At 73.9% G+C, this 17387-nt stretch carries 17 protein-coding genes; 13 read left to right on the top strand and 4 right to left on the bottom strand.

Translation table 11 applies throughout. From position 1 onward, the window contains the following. Positions 1-137 precede the first annotated feature (137 nt). Positions 138-1160, top strand: a complete 1023-nt coding sequence (locus ACFYU0_RS24410; protein WP_389304162.1) for an NlpC/P60 family protein — start codon at positions 138-140, stop codon at positions 1158-1160. A gap of 63 nt (positions 1161-1223) precedes the next feature. Continuing rightward, positions 1224-2426, top strand: coding sequence for a hypothetical protein (locus ACFYU0_RS24415; protein ID WP_351672697.1), 1203 nt, complete (start codon positions 1224-1226; stop codon positions 2424-2426). Here ACFYU0_RS24415 and ACFYU0_RS24420 read toward each other — a convergent pair. Then, the gene (locus ACFYU0_RS24420) at positions 2383-3612 is read right to left on the bottom strand and encodes a glycosyltransferase family 87 protein (RefSeq protein ID WP_351672699.1); all 1230 of its coding nucleotides are present in this window, start codon (positions 3610-3612) and stop codon (positions 2383-2385) included. The genes ACFYU0_RS24415 and ACFYU0_RS24420 overlap by 44 nt on opposite strands. An 83-nt stretch (positions 3613-3695) precedes the next feature. On the opposite strand from ACFYU0_RS24420, the gene ACFYU0_RS24425 reads away from it, so the two are divergent. After that, complete coding sequence (locus ACFYU0_RS24425) at positions 3696-4838, top strand: glycosyltransferase family 4 protein (RefSeq protein ID WP_389304164.1); 1143 nt, start codon at positions 3696-3698, stop codon at positions 4836-4838. Positions 4839-4955: 117 nt separating this feature from the next. On the opposite strand, the gene ACFYU0_RS24430 is transcribed toward ACFYU0_RS24425, so the two are convergent. Then, positions 4956-6752, bottom strand: coding sequence for an AMP-dependent synthetase/ligase (locus ACFYU0_RS24430; protein WP_389304166.1), 1797 nt, complete (start codon positions 6750-6752; stop codon positions 4956-4958). 307 nt (positions 6753-7059) lie between these two features. Between ACFYU0_RS24430 and ACFYU0_RS24435 the strand changes: the two genes are divergently transcribed. The 6 genes from ACFYU0_RS24435 to ACFYU0_RS24460 all read left to right on the top strand — a co-directional run bounded on the left by ACFYU0_RS24435 (position 7060) and on the right by ACFYU0_RS24460 (position 12033). Next, positions 7060-7857, top strand: a complete 798-nt coding sequence (locus ACFYU0_RS24435) for a metallophosphoesterase (RefSeq protein ID WP_351672705.1) — start codon at positions 7060-7062, stop codon at positions 7855-7857. Between the two features lie 127 nt (positions 7858-7984). Beyond that, positions 7985-8428 (top strand): SRPBCC family protein, encoded by a 444-nt coding sequence (locus ACFYU0_RS24440; RefSeq protein WP_351672707.1) that lies wholly within the window; start codon positions 7985-7987, stop codon positions 8426-8428. A 43-nt stretch (positions 8429-8471) separates the two neighbouring features. Continuing rightward, on the top strand, positions 8472-9644 hold the full coding sequence (locus tag ACFYU0_RS24445; RefSeq protein ID WP_389304168.1) for an ArsA-related P-loop ATPase: 1173 nt from the start codon (positions 8472-8474) through the stop codon (positions 9642-9644). A gap of 56 nt (positions 9645-9700) precedes the next feature. Next, positions 9701-10192: a DUF5304 domain-containing protein gene (locus ACFYU0_RS24450; RefSeq protein ID WP_351672711.1), complete on the top strand. Its 492-nt coding sequence runs from the start codon at positions 9701-9703 to the stop codon at positions 10190-10192. A 66-nt stretch (positions 10193-10258) separates the two neighbouring features. Next, entirely contained in the window at positions 10259-11212 is a 954-nt protein-coding gene (locus ACFYU0_RS24455; protein WP_351672713.1) for an ROK family glucokinase, read from the top strand. Positions 11213-11280: 68 nt separating this feature from the next. Further along, positions 11281-12033, top strand: coding sequence for an endonuclease/exonuclease/phosphatase family protein (locus ACFYU0_RS24460; protein ID WP_389304170.1), 753 nt, complete (start codon positions 11281-11283; stop codon positions 12031-12033). Positions 12034-12046: 13 nt separating this feature from the next. Here the strand turns inward: ACFYU0_RS24460 and ACFYU0_RS24465 are convergent, their stop codons facing one another. Further along, positions 12047-12604: a hypothetical protein gene (locus ACFYU0_RS24465; protein ID WP_351672717.1), complete on the bottom strand. Its 558-nt coding sequence runs from the start codon at positions 12602-12604 to the stop codon at positions 12047-12049. After that, complete coding sequence (locus ACFYU0_RS24470; protein ID WP_389304172.1) at positions 12597-13376, bottom strand: alpha/beta hydrolase; 780 nt, start codon at positions 13374-13376, stop codon at positions 12597-12599. Before ACFYU0_RS24470 ends, ACFYU0_RS24465 begins: the two co-directional genes overlap by 8 nt. A gap of 150 nt (positions 13377-13526) precedes the next feature. Between ACFYU0_RS24470 and ACFYU0_RS24475 the strand changes: the two genes are divergently transcribed. The 4 genes from ACFYU0_RS24475 (at position 13527) to ACFYU0_RS24490 (ending at position 17351) form a co-directional block, all read left to right on the top strand. Next, positions 13527-14261 (top strand): lysophospholipid acyltransferase family protein, encoded by a 735-nt coding sequence (locus tag ACFYU0_RS24475; protein ID WP_351672771.1) that lies wholly within the window; start codon positions 13527-13529, stop codon positions 14259-14261. A gap of 30 nt (positions 14262-14291) precedes the next feature. After that, a complete protein-coding gene (gene macS, locus ACFYU0_RS24480) occupies positions 14292-15524 on the top strand; it encodes a MacS family sensor histidine kinase (protein ID WP_351672721.1) in 1233 nt (410 codons plus the stop codon). Then, the gene (locus tag ACFYU0_RS24485; protein ID WP_351672723.1) at positions 15521-16198 is read left to right on the top strand and encodes a response regulator transcription factor; all 678 of its coding nucleotides are present in this window, start codon (positions 15521-15523) and stop codon (positions 16196-16198) included. The genes macS and ACFYU0_RS24485 overlap by 4 nt, the downstream gene beginning before the upstream one ends. 124 nt (positions 16199-16322) lie before the next feature. Continuing rightward, positions 16323-17351, top strand: coding sequence for a 6-phosphofructokinase (locus tag ACFYU0_RS24490; protein ID WP_389304175.1), 1029 nt, complete (start codon positions 16323-16325; stop codon positions 17349-17351). The last annotated feature ends 36 nt before the right edge of the window (positions 17352-17387 follow it).

Below are 17387 nucleotides of genomic sequence, written 5' to 3' on the forward strand. Positions count from 1 at the left end.
GGTGGTTGTGGGGCCGTTGACGGCCTTTGGCCGCCGTCCTCCCGCACGGTTACTGTCTGCCGCGTTTCCCCGGCGCGGGGGTCTCCCCGTCCCCCGCGCCGGAGAGACCGCTCCTGTCCGCCAGCAGAAGGACCGCCGTGGGTTCCCATCGCCGTCTCGCACCGTCCGGGTTCGACCGGGGCGCCTCGGTCGCCCTGTGCGCGCTGTCGGCCGCTGCCGCCGCCCTCGGGGCCGCACCGGCCGGCGCGGCGCCGCACCACGACACCCGTGCCGAGGTGGACCGCCTCTACGAGGAGGCGGAGAAGGCGACCCAGGCCTACGACAAGGCCGACGAGCGGGCCGACGCGCTGCGCCGCGAGGTCCGGGACGCGCAGGAGCACATCGCGCGCCGGCAGCAGCGTGTCAACACCATGCGGGAGCGGCTGGGTTCGCTGGCCGGCGCCCAGTACCGCTCCGGCGGCCTCGACCCGGCCGTCGCCCTCCTCCTGTCCGACGACCCGGACGCCTACCTCGACCGGGCCGCCACCCTCGACCGCATCGGCGTCCAGCAGGCCGGACAGCTCCGGGAGTTGCGCGGCGAGATGCGGCGACTCGCCCAGGAGCGGGCCGAGGCCGCCGGGAAGCTCGCCGAGCTGGAGCGCAGCCGCAAGGCCGTCGGCACCCACAAGCGGATCGTGGAGCGCAAGCTCGCCCGGGCCCGGCAGCTGCTCAACTCCCTGCCCGCCGCCGAACGCGCCGCCTACGACCGCGCCTCCCGCGCCGGCCGCACCGATCTGCCCGGACTGCCGGACCTGGCCGGCGCCGTCGCCCCCGACGCCCGCGCCGCGGCCGCCGTCGCCGCCGCCCGCTCCGCCCTCGGCCGCCCCTACGTGTGGGGCGCCAGCGGCCCCTCCGGCTTCGACTGCTCGGGCCTGATGCAGTGGTCGTACGCCCGGGCCGGCGTCCATCTGCCGCGCACCTCCCAGGACCAGCGGCACGCCGGCCGGCAGATCCCGCTGTCCCAGATGCGCCCCGGCGACCTGGTCGTCTACCGCTCCGACGCCAGCCACGTGGGGATGTACGTCGGCGACGGCCGGGTGATCCACGCGCCCTACCCGGGCGCGCCGGTGCGCTACGACCCGGTCGGCATGATGCCGATCTCCTCCGTCACCCGGCCCTGACCCTCCGGGGCCCCGGCCCGATCCGTGGGACGCACCCCGTGTCACGCGCCGTACGATCGGCGGGTGACTGTTCGTGGACGGGCCCGGCGGACGTGGCGCGCCGCGGCGGCGGGGCTCTGCCTGCTGCTCCTGCCACCCCTGGCCGGGTGCGCCGGACGGACGGCCGCCGACCCGGTCACCGCCGAGGTGCAGCGGGTCCTCGACAAGCGGTCGGCGGCCCTGCTCGGGCACGACGAGAAGGCCTTCGGCGCGACCGGCGCCCGCACCGCCTACGTCCGGCTGCGCGCGCTGCCCCTGGCCTCCTGGGCGTACCGGGTGACGGACCTGCGCCGCCGCGGCGGCGGCGCCACCGCCGACGCCGAGCTGCGCTACCGGGTCGCCGGCTACGACCGGGCTCCGGTCAGCGTCCGCCGCACCCTCACCCTGCGCCGCGCCGACGGCGCCCGGTGGTACGTCACCGGCGACCGGCCCGCTGGGAAGTCCGGTCAGCAGCTCTGGGACCAGGGCCCGGTCACCGCCGTCAGGGGCGCCCGCAGCCTGGTCCTCGGAACCGGCCAGGGCGCCGCCGAGCTGCGCCGCTACGCCCGGCTCGCCGACCGCGCCGTACCGGCCGTCTCCGCGGCGTGGGGGACGTCCTGGCCCCGGCGGCTCGTCGTCCTGGTCCCGCGCAGCCTGGAGGGCATGGCGGGACTCCTCGGCTCACCCGCCTCCGGCTACCGGGGCATCGCCGCGGTCACCACCGGCGAGGCCGGCAGCCCGGGGAGCGCGCCTGCGGACCGCGTGGTGGTGAACCCGGAGGCGTACGCGGTGCTGGGGGAGACCGGCAAGCAGGTGGTGCTCACGCACGAGACCACCCATGTGGCCACCCGGGCGCACACCACCGCCGCCACCCCGCTCTGGCTTTCCGAGGGCTACGCCGACTGGATCGGCTACCTCGGCACCGGCCGCACACCGGCCGAGGCCGCTCCGGAACTGAGCCGCGCGGTCCGGGACGGCAAGGTGCCGGCCGCCCTGCCCACCGACGGCGACTTCGCCTTCAGCGGCGACCCCGACCGCCTCGCGCAGGCCTACGAGGGCGGCTGGCTGGCCTGCCGGATGATCGCCGCCCACTGGGGCGAGAGCCGCCTCGGCGCCTTCTACCGTGCCGTGGGCGCCCACGGCGAGCGCGCCGGCGCCCTCGACGAGGCCCTGCGCAAGACCCTCGGCACCACCCCGAAGGCGTTCACCGCCCAGTGGCGCGACTACGTGCGGGATCAGCTGGGCTGACCGGCACCGGCGCGGCGCCCGCCGGGACGGTGGACCGCCACAGGGTGCGGGCCGCCGAGAGGGCCGCGGTGACGAGCAGGGCGTTGCGCAGCAGGAGCAGGGCCACGCCGTAGGCGTCGCTCTGGATGACGTGGACGAAGCCGACGGGGAACTCCAGCAGCGTGACGAGGGCGGCCGCCAGGACCAGGGCGGCGGGCCGGCCCGTCCGGCTCGCCGGGAAGCACCCGCAGACGGCGGCCAGCCCGATCAGCCACACCAGGTACTGCGGGCTGAGCACCCGGCTGGTGACGGTGAGGAGCAGCACCGCGGTGAAGGCCGCGTCGGCGAGTGTGTGCGGCTCGAACCTGACCGCCCGCAGCCGCCACAGCAGCAGCCAGCACAGGGCGCCGGCGCTCAGCGCCACCGCGGCCTTGCCGATCAGCCCGGCGTACGGGCCGAGGAACTCCACCGAGCCGTAGTTCAGCACCACTTCGCCCGGCCAGCCGAAGCGCCGGGCCACATGGAGGACCAGGCCGCCCAGCGACTCCACCTCGGTGCCCCGGTCCCGCTGGAAGGCCAGGAAGGCGAAGGCGCCCGGCATCGTCACCGCGAACAGCGCCGCGCCCCCGCCCGCGGTCACCGCCGCCGAGAGCCACGCCCGCAGCCGGGTGGCGCCCACCAGCAGCAGTACGGGCCACACCTTCAGCAGCGCCCCGAACGCCGCCAGCGCGCCCAGCACCCGCGGGTGGCGGGTCCCGGCGAGCAGCGCCGCCACGGCCACCGCCGTCACCATCAGGTCGTACCGGGCGTACGCCGTCGGGCCGAGCAGCGGCAGGCCCGCCACCCAGATCCACGCGCCGCGCGACGACCGCCCGGGCCGCCGGCCGGCGTACGCCAGCAGCCCGGACACGGCCAGGTCGGCGAGGCAGGTCAGCACGAAGAAGGCGGGCGCGTAGCCGAGGAACGGCAGCAGGGCGGGGGACAGGATCGCCAGCGCGGCCGCGGGCGGGTACTGCCAGGTCACGTCGTTCAGCGGGAACGAGCCCTGGCGCAGCACCTCGGACCAGCCCTGGTAGATCACCGACACATCGGTGGTGACGTCCGCGCCGGGCAGGGAGACCACCCGGAAGACCAGCAGCAGCAGCGCCAGCCGGGTGGCGCACCAGGTCCACGGCAGCGCCGCCGGCCACCCGCCCGTCCTCTTCACCCGCGCTCCCGTCCGTCCGCCGTCCAGGGTCAGGGAACCATGATTCCCCAGCGGGCCGCGGGCGCGCGGTAGGGTCGGCGGCGATGCACAAGACCCTCATCGTGACCAACGACTTCCCGCCCCGGCCGGGCGGCATCCAGGCCTTCCTGCACAACATGGCCCTCCGGCTGGACCCCGAGCGGCTCGTCGTCCACGCCTCCACCTGGAAGCGCGGCGAGGAGGGCGCCCGGGCCACGGCCGCCTTCGACGAGGAGCAGCCTTTCACCGTCGTACGCGCCCGTACGACCATGCTGCTGCCGACGCCCGCGGCCACCCGGCGGGCCGCCGGGCTGCTGCGGGAGCACGGCTGCACCTCGGTGTGGTTCGGGGCGGCGGCGCCGCTCGGTCTGATGGCCCCGGCCCTGCGGAAGGCGGGCGCCGAGCGGCTGGTGGCGACCACCCACGGGCACGAGGCCGGCTGGGCGCAGCTGCCCGCGGCCCGGCGACTGCTGCGCCGGATCGGCGAGTCCACGGACACCCTCACCTACCTCGGCGAGTACACCCGCTCCCGGATCGCCACCGCCCTCACCGAGGACGCGGCCGCGCGCATGACGCAGCTTCCGCCCGGGGTCGACGAGAAGACCTTCCACCCGGACTCGGGCGGCGACGAGGTGCGGGCGCGGCTCGGGCTCACCGAGCGGCCGGTGGTGGTGTGCGTCTCGCGGCTGGTGCCGCGCAAGGGCCAGGACACCCTCATCCAGGCCATGCCCCGGATCCTGGCCGCCGAGCCGGACGCCGTGCTGCTGATCGTCGGCGGCGGGCCCTACGAGCGGGACCTGCGGCGGCTGGCCCGGGAGACCGGCGTGGAGGCCTCGGTCCGCTTCACCGGCGCCGTGCCCTGGGCCGAGCTGCCCGCGCACTACGGCGCGGGCGACGTCTTCGCCATGCCGTGCCGCACCCGGCGCGGCGGACTGGACGTGGAGGGGCTCGGCATCGTCTACCTGGAGGCCTCCGCCACCGGGCTGCCGGTCGTCGCCGGCGACTCGGGCGGCGCGCCGGACGCGGTGCTGGACGGCGAGACCGGCTGGGTCGTCCGGGGCGGCGAGCCCGCCGAGGCGGCCGAGCGGATCACCGCTTTGCTCGGCGACGCGGGGCTGCGCCGCCGGATGGGCGAGCGCGGCCGCCAGTGGGTCGAGGAGAAGTGGCGCTGGGACCTGCTGGCGGAGAAGCTCAGGGCCCTGCTCTAGGCGCGCCCGCGGCACACGCACGGCGACGCACGGCGTACGCACGGGGACGCCCGGCGACGCACGACGGCGCGGATCCCCGTCGGGGACCCGCGCCGTGACGCGTTCTCGGCGGGCGGCCTACTTGGCGTAGATCGCCTCGATCTCGTTCGCGTAGTCCTTCGCCACCACGTTCCGCTTCAGCTTCAGCGACGGGGTGAGGTGGCCCGACTCCTCGGTGAACTGCGCCGGCAGGATGCGGAACTTGCGCACCGACTCGGCCTTCGACACCGCGGCGTTGCCGTCGTCGATCGCCGCCTGGATCGCCGCCCGCAGTTCCGGGTCCTCGCGCAGCGACGCCGCGGTGCAGCCGGCCGGCTTGCCGTGCTCCTCCGCCCAGCGGCCCAGGAACTCCTCGTCGATGGTCACCAGCGCGCCGACGAACGGGCGCCCGTCGCCCACCACCATGCACTCGGCGACCAGCGCGTGCGCCCGGATGCGGTCCTCTATCACGGCCGGGGCCACGTTCTTGCCGCCCGCCGTGACGATGATCTCCTTCTTGCGGCCGGTGATCCGCAGATAGCCGTCCTCGTCGAGGGTGCCTATGTCACCGGTGTGGAACCAGCCGTCCGCCAGCGCCTCGGCGGTCGCGCCCGGGTTGTTCCAGTACTCCTTGAACAGGTGCTCGCCGTGCAGCAGCACCTCGCCGTCGTCCGCTATCCGGACCACCGAGCCGGGCAGCGGCTGGCCGACCGTGCCGATCTTCTGCCGGTCCCAGGGGTTGAACGCGGTGGCCGCGCAGGACTCGGTCAGGCCGTAGCCCTCCAGCACCGTGAAGCCGATGCCCCGGAAGAAGTGGCCGAGCCGCTCGCCCAGCGGGGCGCCACCGGAGATCGCGTACTCGCCGCGGCCGCCGAGGACCGCGCGCAGCTTGCCGTAGACCAGCCGGTCGAAGACCTTGTGCTTGATCTTCAGGCCGAGGGACGGGCCCGAGGGGGCGTCCAGCGCCTTGCTGTAGGCGATCGCGGTGTCGGCCGCCTTGTCGAAGATCGCGCCCTTGCCGTCCGCCTGCGCCTTGGCGCGGGCCGTGTTGTAGACCTTCTCGAAGACCCGGGGCACGCCGAGGACCAGGGTCGGCCGGAACGCGGCCAGTTCGTCGGTGAGGTTCTTGATGTCCGGGACGCAGCCCAGCTTGATCGGCGCCATCATCGGGGCGATCTGCACCAGCCGGCCGAAGACGTGCGCGAGCGGCAGGAAGAGCAGCACCGAGCACTCGCCGGTGCGGAACAGCGGACGCAGCCGCTCGACGATGTTGCCGCACTCGGCGAAGAAGCTCCGGTGGGTGAGCACACAGCCCTTGGGGCGGCCCGTCGTGCCGGAGGTGTAGACGATGGTCGCCGGGTCGTCGGCCCGGGCGAGCGAGCTGCGCTCCTCCACGGTCGCGTCCGCGACGCCCTGGCCGAGCCGGGCCAGTTCCTCCAGGCCGCCGGCCTCGATCTGCCAGACGTGCTTCAGCGCGGGCAGCGAGGCCCGCACCGACTCCACGGCCTCGGCGTGGCCGTCCAGCTCCACGACACAGGCGGTCGCGCCCGAGTCGGACAGGATCCACTGCACCTGCTCCGGCGAACTGGTCTCGTACACCGGCACGGTCACCGCGCCCGCGCTCCAGATCGCGAAGTCCATCAGCGTCCACTCGTACCGGGTGCGGGACATCAGCCCCACCCGGTCGCCCGGCTGCACTCCGGCGGCGATGAGGCCCTTGGCGGCGGTGTGCACCTCGGCGAGGAACCGGGTCGCCGTCACGTCCTGCCAGACGCCGCCCACCTTGCGGGCGATGACGGCGACGTCGGGATGCTGCGCGGCGTTTCTGCGGACGATGTCGGTCAGGTTGCCGTCGGCAGGGACCTCGTACAAAGCCGGAAGGCTGAACTCGCGCAAGACTGCTGCTCCTCATAGGGCGCCGGCGCCACGACTCTGTGTGATGCGACGGTGCGGTCCAAGGCTCGGGAGTGCTCCGGAGATCACATGCGGATTCACATGTTGAAATCCTGAGCACGACTGGACGGCCCGGACGTTACCCGCCGGTATGGCTTCTACGACAGGGGGTCCCGGTGAGATGTTCGCTGCGTCACACAGGTTGGCGTTCCTTCGCGCACAGTAGTCCACGGCACAACCGACCGGCGAGTAACCGCAGGCCGGACCGGCACTGTTCACAAGGGCCGCGCGCCGCCTACGCTTGATCGCCATGGCACCCACACCGACCGGCGGCCGCAGGACACGGGTCCACGTGGTCAGCGACGTGCACGGCAACGCCCGCGATCTCGCCCGCGCCGGCGAGGGTGCGGACGCCCTGATCTGCCTGGGCGACCTCGTCCTCTTCCTCGACTACGCCGACCACTCGCGCGGGATCTTCCCCGACCTGTTCGGCGAGGAGAACGCGGACCGGATCGTGGAACTGCGCACCGCCCGCCGGTTCGAGGAGGCCCGGGCCTTCGGCGCCCGGCTGTGGTCCGGGATCGGCGCCGACCGGGCCGCCGCGATCGAGCGCGCGGTGCGCAAGCAGTACGCCGAGCTGTTCGCCGCGTTCCCCACACCGACGTACGCCACCTACGGCAATGTCGACATGCCGCCCCTGTGGCGGGAGTACGCCCGGCCCGGCACCACCGTGCTGGACGGCGAGCGGGTGGAGATCGGCGGCCGGACCTTCGGCTTCGTCGGCGGCGGACTGCGCACGCCGATGCGTACGCCGTACGAGATCGACGACGAGGAGTACGCGGCGAAGATCGAGGCGGTCGGCGAGGTGGACGTGCTGTGCACCCACATCCCGCCCGAGGTGCCCGAACTGGTCTACGACACGGTCGCCCGCCGCTTCGAGCGGGGGAGCCGGGCGCTGCTGGACGCCATCCGCCGCACCAGGCCGCGCTTCGCCCTGTTCGGGCACGTCCACCAGCCGCTGGTGCGCCGGATGCGGATCGGCGCGACCGAGTGCGTGAACGTGGGGCACTTCGCGGGCACCGGCCGGCCGTGGGCGCTGGAATGGTGATCGGAACGCCGACGCGGACGGGGTGAAGGCGGCAGGTCGGGGGCGCGGTAGCCTTCACGCTGCACACACGTGCGCGGCCCGCGCACGGCAAGAGTCTCTTCGGTCCGTATCTGGAGGAGCCACGGCGATGGCGGAACACACCAGTTCGAGCATCACGATCGAGGCGGCTCCGGCCGACGTCATGGCGGTGATCGCCGACTTCGCCCGCTACCCGGACTGGACCGGCGAGGTCAAGGAGGCCGAGGTGCTGGCGGCCGACGAACGGGGCCGCGCCCAGCAGGTCCGCCTCGTCATGGACGCCGGCGCCATCAAGGACGACCAGACGCTGGCCTACACGTGGACCGGCGAGAACGAGGTCTCCTGGACCCTGGTCAAGTCCCAGATGCTCCGCTCACTCGACGGCTCGTACATCCTCAAGCCGACGGGACCGGGCGCCACCGAGGTGACCTACCTGCTGACGGTGGACGTCAAGATCCCCATGCTCGGCATGATCAAGCGCAAGGCCGAGAAGGTCATCATCGACCGCGCCCTGGCGGGTCTGAAGAAGCGCGTGGAGTCGGGGGAGAAGTAGTCACCCCGTCCGGAGCCCGCGCACTCCGTTACCGTTCAGCCTCATGCGCACCCTCCTGATCACGGGCCCGGGCGGCAGCGGCCGTACGACCATCGCCGCCGCCACCGCACAGCGCGCCGCGGCCGCCGGCACCCGCACCCTGCTGCTCGGCGCCGACCACACCGACACCCTCGGCGCGGCGCTGGGCACCGGGACGGGACCGGCCCCCGCCGGGGCCGCCGAGAACCTCACCGTCTGGCGGCCCGACGCGGCCGACCGGTTCCGGCAGGACCTCACCGCCTTCCAGTCCCGGGCCGCGAACGTCCTGAACCTCCTCGGCGCCGCCCGGCTGGACGCCGAGGAGGTCACCCCGCTGCCCGGCGCCCAGGAACTCTCCTTCCTGCGGGCCCTGCGGGACGCCGCCCTCTCCGAGCGCTACGACCTCCTCGTCGTCGACCTGCCGCCGCTCCCGCAGGCCCTGCCCCTGCTCGCCCTCCCCGAGGAACTGCGCCGCTACCTGCGCCGGCTGCTGCCCCCCGAGCGGCAGGCGGCCCGCGCCCTGCGCCCGGTCCTCGGCCGGCTGGCCGGCGTGCCCATGCCCGCCGAGTGGCTGTACGAGACGGCGGCCCGCTGGGACATGGAACTGGCCGCCGTGGACGCGGTGCTCACCGACCGGCACACCTCCGTACGCCTGGTCGCCGAACCGGGCCCGGCCGGCGCCGACGCCGTACGCGCCGCCGGCCTCGGCCTCGCCCTGCGCGGCCTGCGCCTGGAGTCCGTGGTCGCCAACCGGGTGCTGCCCGACACCGTGCCCGACACCTGGCTCGCCGGACTCCTCGCCCAGCAGCTCAAGACACTCGCGGAGTGGCAGACGGAGCACGACGTCCACCGCGTCCCGCACCTCGGCCGCGACCCGCACGGCGCCGACGACCTCGACGCCCTCGCCGTGCCCGGCGTCAACCCGGCGCCCGCCCCGGTCGAGTGGCCCGTCGCCGACGCCCTCGCCGCCGACGGGGTGCTGGTCTGGCACATCCCGCTGCCCGGAGCCGTCCGGGACGACCTGGACCTGATCCGCCGCGGCGACGAACTCGTGGTGACCGCGGGCCCCTTCCGGCGGATCGTTCCGCTGCCCTCCGCCCTGCGCCGCTGCACCGTCGCCGGCGCCGGGCTGCGCGAGGGCGAGCTGCGCGTCCGGTTCGCCCCCGACCCCGGGCTGTGGCCAGGCGCGGGCCGGTGAACCGGGTAGGCCGTTCGGGTAACGTCGTAGGGGCGAACCGTAGTCAGGAGTCCGCCATGAGCGAAGAGCGTCCCGCACCCGATCCCGCCGCGGAGGTCCACGAAGAAGGGGCGGCCGACGCCGACGCCTGGTCCACGGCCTGCGCCGAGGACCTCGCCGCCGAGCAGGCCCGCCGCCGCTTCGAGCAGGGCCCGCCTCCCGGCTCCGCCGCCGAGGAACTGCGCAGGCTCGTGGACACCGTGGCCGACAAGCTGTCCGGCCTGCAGTCCCCTCTCCTCGGGGGCCTCGCCGGACCCGCCGCCCAGCAGGCGGTGCGCCAGGTCGTCCAGCAGGCGAAGGCCGCCGTGGAGCCCGTCCTCGAACGCAACCCGGACGTGTTCGACCACCTCGCGGCCGCCGGCAACGAGCTGCTCGCCGCCTACCGGTCGGCCGTCCAGAACCAGGAGCGCCGCTGGACCTCCGGCTCGGCCGGCGCGAAGGACGAGTGGCCCGACGGCCCCGGCCCGGACGAGGACGGCGGTCCGGGGGAGCGCATCGACCTGGACTGAAGCCCTCCCACGGCGGGGCCTCGGGTACGGTTGGCCGTAGCGGGGCTCGACCGAACTGAGGGATTCATGGGACTCACCATCGGCGTCGACATCGGCGGCACCAAGATCGCGGCCGGCGTGGTCGACGAGGAAGGCAACATCCTCTCGACCTTCAAGGTGCCGACCCCCACCACGCCCGAGGCCATCGTGGACGCCATCGCCTCGGCGGTGGAGGGCGCGCGTGCCGGGCACGAGATCGTCGGCGTGGGCATCGGTGCGGCCGGGTACGTGAACCGGCAGCGCTCGACGGTCTACTTCGCGCCCAACATCGACTGGCGCAACGAGCCGCTCAAGGAGAAGGTCGAGGCCCGCGTGGGCCTCCCCGTCGTGGTCGAGAACGACGCCAACGCGGCGGCCTGGGGCGAGTACAAGTTCGGCGCCGGCAAGGGCCACCGCAACGTCATCTGCATCACGCTCGGCACCGGCCTCGGCGGCGGCATCATCATCGGCAACAAGCTGCGCCGCGGCCACTTCGGCGTGGCCGCCGAGTTCGGCCACATCCGGATGGTGCCGGACGGCCTGCTGTGCGGCTGCGGCTCGCAGGGCTGCTGGGAGCAGTACGCCTCCGGCCGCGCCCTGGTGCGCTACGCCAAGCAGCGCGCCAACGCCACCCCGGAGCGCGCCGAGGTGCTGCTCTCCCTGGGCGACGGCACCCCCGACGGCATCGAGGGCAAGCACATCTCCATGGCCGCCCGCCAGGGCGACCCGGTCGCCGTCGACTCCTACCGCGAGCTGGCCCGCTGGGCCGGCGCCGGTCTCGCCGACCTCGCCTCCCTCTTCGACCCCTCCGCGTTCATCGTCGGCGGCGGCCTCTCCGACGAGGGCGACCTGGTCCTGGACCCGATCCGCAAGTCCTACAAGCGGTGGCTGGTGGGCGGCAACTGGCGCCCGGTCGCCGATGTGATCGCCGCCCAGCTCGGCAACAAGGCGGGCCTGGTCGGCGCCGCCGACCTGGCCCGGGAGCCCGACCCGATCATGTGACGAGCCCGTACGACAGTGCCCGCCGAGTCCGGTCCCCGGACGGCGGGCATCGTCGTATGTTGATCGTCATGGCAACCCCGACGCTCCCCAACTCCCGCACCGAACCGGACGGTTCCGCCGTCATCCGGGTCCTCGCCTACAACGTCCGCTCGATGCGCGACGACACCGACGCGCTCGCCCGGGTGATCACCGCCTGCGCCCCCGACCTGGTCCTCGTCCAGGAGGCCCCGCGCTTCTTCCGCTGGCGCAAGAAGCTGGCCCGGCTCGCGGCGGCCTCCGGCCTGACCGTCCTCACCGGGGGCGCGACGGCGGCGGGCCCGGCGATCCTGTGCTCGCTGCGGGCCACGGTCGAGCGCACGCAGGACGTGCTCCTGCCGCTCACCCCGGGTCTGCACCGGCGGGGTTTCGCCACGGCCGTCGTCCGGTTCGGCGACGCCCGCCTGGGCGTCCTGAGCTGCCATCTGAGCCTGCGCCAGGACGAGCGGTACGAGCAGGGCGGGATGCTCCTCGACCACCTGGCCGCGCTGGGCGTGGAGCATGCCGTGGCGGGCGGCGACCTCAACGAGCGCCCCGACGGCCGCACCTTCCGCCGCCTCGCCGCCGCCCTGCGGGACTGCCGGGCCGTGAGCCCGTGGGGCGGCGAGTTCACCTCCCCCGCCGCCGACCCCCACCAGCGCATCGACGCCGTCTTCGCCACCGAGGGCGTCGAGGTCCTCGGCTGCGGGGTGCCGCTCGGCCTGCCGGGCGTGCGCGAGGCCGATCTGCGGAGGGCCACGGACCACCTCCCGGTTCTGGCCGCCCTCAGGATCCCGGCGGCCTAGCGCGGGCCGGCGGTCAGACCACGGCCCCGCGCCCCGGGTCGTCCCCGTCCTCGTCCGTCCGCATCCGCGCCACCAGCGTCACGAAGCCGCCGAGGAACCCGCCGATGCCCAGGGTCGCCAGGTACCAGGTCATCTCCCAGCCGAGCAGCACGGCGAGCAGGAGCAGGACCGGTCCGCCGACCACCCCCAGCCAGGCGAACCTGGCGGTCGTGTCGGCGGTCGGCAGTGGAGGCGGCTCCGGCGGCACGAAGTGGCCCTCGTCGTCCTCGCCGAGGTCGTCGTCGGAGGGCTCGGCCACACGGTAGTCGCGCGGCCCCACCCCGGGCGCGAACGAGACCGAGCTGCCCACCGGCCGGTCGGGCCGCGGCTCGCTTTCCTCGGCGTCCTCGCCGGCGGGTTCCTTCTCGAGCAGCGCGAGATCCTCGACCGGCTTGTAGGGCCGGGCGCCCGGCGGGTCCGGCGGCTCGGCGCCGTAACCCGCGACGATCGCCTGCCAGGCGGCCTCCTCGTCGAGGGGGACCCCCTTCTCGTCCGGTTCGCGATCCCCGCGGTCGGAGTCGTGCTCAGCCAACTGCGGCCGTCCCTTCCTTGCCGGTCATGGGTGCGAGCCGGCCGATGAAGGCGAGGCTCTCCTCGAAGATCCGGTCCGCGTCGTAGTCCAACGTCGCCACATGGCGGCTCTGTTCCAGCACGATCTCGGTGACGTCCCTGGAGGACACCCGGCTCAGCACGCGCGCCGCGTCGGCCGCCGGGACCACGTGGTCGTGGGCGCCGCGCAGCAGCAGCAGCGGCTGGGTCACCTGGGGCAGCTCGCCGTCCAGCCGGCGCAGGAACCCCCGCAGGGAGGCCGCCGCGTGCAGCGGAACCCGGTCGTAACCCAGCTCAGTGACGCCTTCCTTGGCGATGTCACCGGTGACGCCCCTCGTCGTGCGCACCGCGTGCCGGGCCACCGGAAGAGCGTGCGCCGACAGCCCGTGCACCCGGTTCACCGGGTTGACGGCCACCACGCCCGCGACCTCGTCACCGTGCTTCGCGGCGAGCCGCAGCGCCAGCGCCGCGCCCATGGAGAGGCCGCCGACGAACACCCGCGAGCAGCGGCCGGCCAGCAGCCGCAGCTCGCGGTCCACCTCCGCGTACCAGTCCTGCCAGCCGGTGACCTGCAGGTCCTCCCAGCGGGTGCCGTGCCCGGGCAGCAGCGGCAGCGACACGGTCAGACCGTGTGCCGCGTGGTGCTCCGCCCAGGGGCGCAGCGACTGGGGCGAGCCGGTGAAGCCGTGACAGAGGAGGAGACCCACCTCCCCGCCCTCGTGGCGGTACGGCTCGGCTCCGGGAAGAACCGGCACCTTTCGGGCTCCTGTTCCTGAGAAAGGCGTGAAGAACTGGCGGATGTGGTTCACCGTACGCGACCGCACTGACACCGACCAGGGTCGTCGGGCCCATTGGCGGCACTCCGGGTTATGGTCTGACCGTCGGAAACAGGAGGCACGCGGGTGTTGTACGGCACGATGAAGGTCGCCATCGGAGGGCCGCTGAAGGTCGCCTTCAGGCCCTGGGTGGAGGGACTGGAGAACATTCCGCCCGAGGGCGCCGCCATCCTGGCGAGCAATCACCTCTCGTTCTCGGACTCGTTCTTCCTGCCCGCGGTCCTCGACCGCAAGGTCACCTTCATCGCGAAGGCCGAGTACTTCACCACCCCCGGCGTCAAGGGCCGCCTCACCGCGGCGTTCTTCAAGGGCGTCGGCCAGCTCCCGGTGGACCGTTCCGGGGCGCGCGGCGCCGGCGAGGCGGCGATCAGGAGCGGGATAGAGGTGCTGGAGCGCGGAGAGCTGTTCGGGATCTACCCCGAGGGCACCCGCTCGCCCGACGGCCGGCTGTACCGGGGCAAGCCCGGCGGCCTCGCGCGCGTGGCGCTCGCCACCGGCGCGCCGGTGATCCCGGTCGCGATGATCGACACCGAGAAGATCCAGCCGCCCGGCCAGGTGATGCCCAAGCTGATGCGCCCGGGCATCCGCATCGGCAAGCCCCTGGACTTCAGCCGCTACCACGGCATGGAGCACGACCGGTTCGTGCTGCGCGCGGTGACCGACGAGGTCATGTACGAGATCATGAAGCTCTCCGGCCAGGAGTACGTCGACATGTACGCGACCGCCGCCAAGCGGCAGATCGCGGAAGCGGCGAAGGCGGCCAAGGAGGCCGAGAAGGCGGAGAAGAAGCAGACCGGGAGCTAGCGGGGAACCGGGGGATCGGGGGGCGGGGCCATGCCCAGGCGCGAGCGGGTCATGAGGATGTCGGTCGAACTGCCGCTGTGGCGCGCGCTCACCGGCTACCGCGTGCTGTCGATGCTGTACGCCATCGGCCTGTGCGCCACCGCGTACGACCACTTCGTACGCCCCTGGGTCGCCGTCGGCTACTACGCCGTCCTGGTCCTGTGGACCCTCGCCACCCTGCCCAGGGTGGCGAACGCGGCGAGCTGCACCCGGGGCTTCCTGGCCGCCGACCTGACGGTCGCGCTCACCGGCATCCTGCTCACCCCGCTCGCCGACAGCCACGAGCGGATCGCGGGCGGCGGACCGACCCTGCCGTCGATATGGACCGCAGGCGCGGTGCTGGCCTTCGCCATCAAGGGCGGCTGGCGCTGGGCCGCCGCGGCCTCGACGGCCGTCGCGGTCGCCAATCTGGTGGAGCGCGGCAGCCCGGCCCGGGACACCGTGCACAACGTGATCCTGGTCTGGGTCGCCTCCATCGCCATCGGCTACGTCGTGGAGGTCGCCCGCGCCTCCGAGCGCACCCTCGCCCGCGCCCTGGAGATCGAGGCGGCGACCCGCGAACGCGAGCGGCTGGCCCGGGACATCCACGACGGCGTGCTCCAGGTCCTGGCGATGGTGCAGCGGCGCGGCGCGGTCATCGGCGGCGAGGCCGCGGAGCTGGGGCGGCTGGCCGGCGAGCAGGAGGTGGCCCTGCGCACGCTGGTCTCCGGCGGTCTGCTGCCGGTGTCCCGGGTCTCCGAGGACGCCGCGGCCGGGGCCGTCGTACGCGCCGTCGACGAGCCGTACGACGACGCACCGGACGGACCCGTCGACCTGCGCGCCCTGCTCGCCCCCCACGCCGGCGCCCGGACCAGCCTCGCCGAGCCCGGCGCCCCGGTCGAACTGCCGCGGCCGGCCGCGCGGGAGCTGGCGGCGGCGGTCGGGGCGGCCCTGGACAACGTGCGCGAGCACGCCGGAGCCGAGGCCCGTGCCTGGATCCTGGTCGAGGACGAGCCGGACGAGATCGTGGTGACCGTGCGGGACGACGGCCCCGGCATCCCCGAGGGCCGGCTGGCCCAGGCCGAGGGCGAGGGCAGGCTGGGCGTGGCCCAGTCGATCCGCGGCCGGCTGCGCGACCTCGGCGGCAGCGCCGAGCTGATCTCGGTGCCCGGACAGGGCACGGAAGTCGAGTTGAAGGTACCGAAGGGCGCCGCTGGGGCGCGGGGGAAGGCGGAGCGGCGATGACGCAGGCAGAGGGTCCGATCAGGGTCATGGTGGTCGACGACCACCCCATGTGGCGCGACGCGGTCGCCCGGGACCTCGCCGAGTCCGGCTTCGAGGTGGTCGCCACCGCCGGCGACGGCGAACAGGCGGTCCGCCGCGCCAAGGCCGTGGCCCCGGACGTCCTCGTGCTGGACCTCAACCTGCCCGCCAAGCCCGGTGTGACGGTGTGCAAGGAACTGGTGGCCCACAACCCCGCGCTGCGCGTCCTGGTGCTCTCCGCCAGCGGCGAGCACGCCGACGTGCTGGAGGCGGTGAAGTCCGGCGCGACGGGCTACCTGCTGAAGTCGGCCTCCACCGCGGAGCTGCTGGACGCGGTGCGCCGTACCGCCGTCGGCGACCCGGTGTTCACGCCCGGCCTCGCCGGACTGGTCCTCGGCGAGTACCGGCGCCTGGCCGCCGAGCCCGCCCCCGCCCCGGACGCCGACTCACCCGGGGCGCCCCGGCTGACCGAGCGGGAGACCGAGGTGCTGCGGCTGGTCGCCAAGGGCCTGAGCTACAAGCAGATCGCCGAACGCCTCGTCATCTCCCACCGCACCGTCCAGAACCACGTTCAGAACACCCTCGGCAAACTCCAGCTCCACAACCGGGTCGAGCTGGTGCGGTACGCCATCGAGCGCGGCCTCGACGAGGAGTGAGACCGCCTGGCCGAACGATCGCCCGACATTTCACCGGAATCGCCCTCCCCGCCTCTCGCCGTGTGACACGCATCACCATTACCGTGAGTGAGCGTCAGGTAACCGCGGTGAAGGGACGTGTGGCATGCGGGTGGGAGTACTGACCGGAGGCGGGGACTGCCCCGGGCTCAACGCCGTCATCCGGGGCGTCGTCCGCAAGGGCGTGCAGGAGTACGGATACGACTTCGTCGGCTTCCGGGACGGCTGGCGGGGGCCGCTGGAGAACTACACGGTCCGCCTGGACATCCCCGCGGTGCGCGGCATCCTGCCCCGCGGGGGCACCGTCCTCGGCTCCTCGCGGACCAACCCCCTCAAGGTGGAGGGCGGCATCCGGCGCATCAAGGAGAACCTGGCCAAGCAGGAGGTCGACGCGCTCGTCGCGATCGGCGGCGAGGACACCCTTGGCGTCGCCGCCCGTCTCTCCGACGAGTACGGCGTGCCCTGCGTCGGCGTGCCGAAGACCATCGACAACGACCTGTCCGCCACCGACTACACCTTCGGCTTCGACACCGCGGTCGGCATCGCCACCGAGGCCATCGACCGCCTGCACACCACCGCCGAGTCCCACATGCGGGTCCTGGTCTGCGAGGTGATGGGCCGTCACGCCGGCTGGATCGCCCTGCACTCCGGACTGGCCGGCGGCGCCAACGTCATCCTCATCCCCGAGCAGCGCTTCGACCTCGACCAGGTGTGCGCCTGGATCACCTCCCGCTTCAAGGCCTCGTACGCCCCGATCGTCGTCGTCGCCGAGGGCGCCATGCCCAAGGACGGCGAGATGGTCCTCAAGGACCAGTCGCTGGACTCCTTCGGGCACGTCCGGCTGTCCGGGGTCGGCGAGTGGCTGGCCAAGGAGATCGAGAAGCGCACCGGCAAGGAGGCCCGCACGACCGTGCTCGGGCACATCCAGCGCGGCGGCACCCCCAGCGCCTTCGACCGCTGGCTCGCCACCCGCTTCGGCCTGCACGCCGTCGACTGCGTGCGCGACGGCGACTTCGGCAAGATGGTCGCCCTGCGCGGCACCGACATCGTGCGCGTCCCGATCGCCGAGGCCACGGCCCGGCTGAAGACCGTGGACCCGAAGCTGTACGAGGAGGCCGGGGTGTTCTTCGGCTGACGGCATGTCAAGGCCCGCGGGCCCGGGCCCGGGGAC

It is taken from the genome of Streptomyces sp. NPDC003720 (genome assembly GCF_042875075.1).
GTDB lineage: Bacteria > Actinomycetota > Actinomycetes > Streptomycetales > Streptomycetaceae > Streptomyces.

Coding starts and splice junctions, on each gene's coding strand:
- ACFYU0_RS24425 (WP_389304164.1), top strand. CDS start 3,696: ATGCACAAGACCCTCATCGTGACCAACGACTTCCCGCCCCGGCCGGGC.
- ACFYU0_RS24435 (WP_351672705.1), top strand. CDS start 7,060: ATGGCACCCACACCGACCGGCGGCCGCAGGACACGGGTCCACGTGGTC.
- ACFYU0_RS24440 (WP_351672707.1), top strand. CDS start 7,985: ATGGCGGAACACACCAGTTCGAGCATCACGATCGAGGCGGCTCCGGCC.
- ACFYU0_RS24445 (WP_389304168.1), top strand. CDS start 8,472: ATGCGCACCCTCCTGATCACGGGCCCGGGCGGCAGCGGCCGTACGACC.
- ACFYU0_RS24450 (WP_351672711.1), top strand. CDS start 9,701: ATGAGCGAAGAGCGTCCCGCACCCGATCCCGCCGCGGAGGTCCACGAA.
- ACFYU0_RS24455 (WP_351672713.1), top strand. CDS start 10,259: ATGGGACTCACCATCGGCGTCGACATCGGCGGCACCAAGATCGCGGCC.
- ACFYU0_RS24460 (WP_389304170.1), top strand. CDS start 11,281: ATGGCAACCCCGACGCTCCCCAACTCCCGCACCGAACCGGACGGTTCC.
- macS (WP_351672721.1), top strand. CDS start 14,292: ATGCCCAGGCGCGAGCGGGTCATGAGGATGTCGGTCGAACTGCCGCTG.
- ACFYU0_RS24485 (WP_351672723.1), top strand. CDS start 15,521: ATGACGCAGGCAGAGGGTCCGATCAGGGTCATGGTGGTCGACGACCAC.
- ACFYU0_RS24490 (WP_389304175.1), top strand. CDS start 16,323: ATGCGGGTGGGAGTACTGACCGGAGGCGGGGACTGCCCCGGGCTCAAC.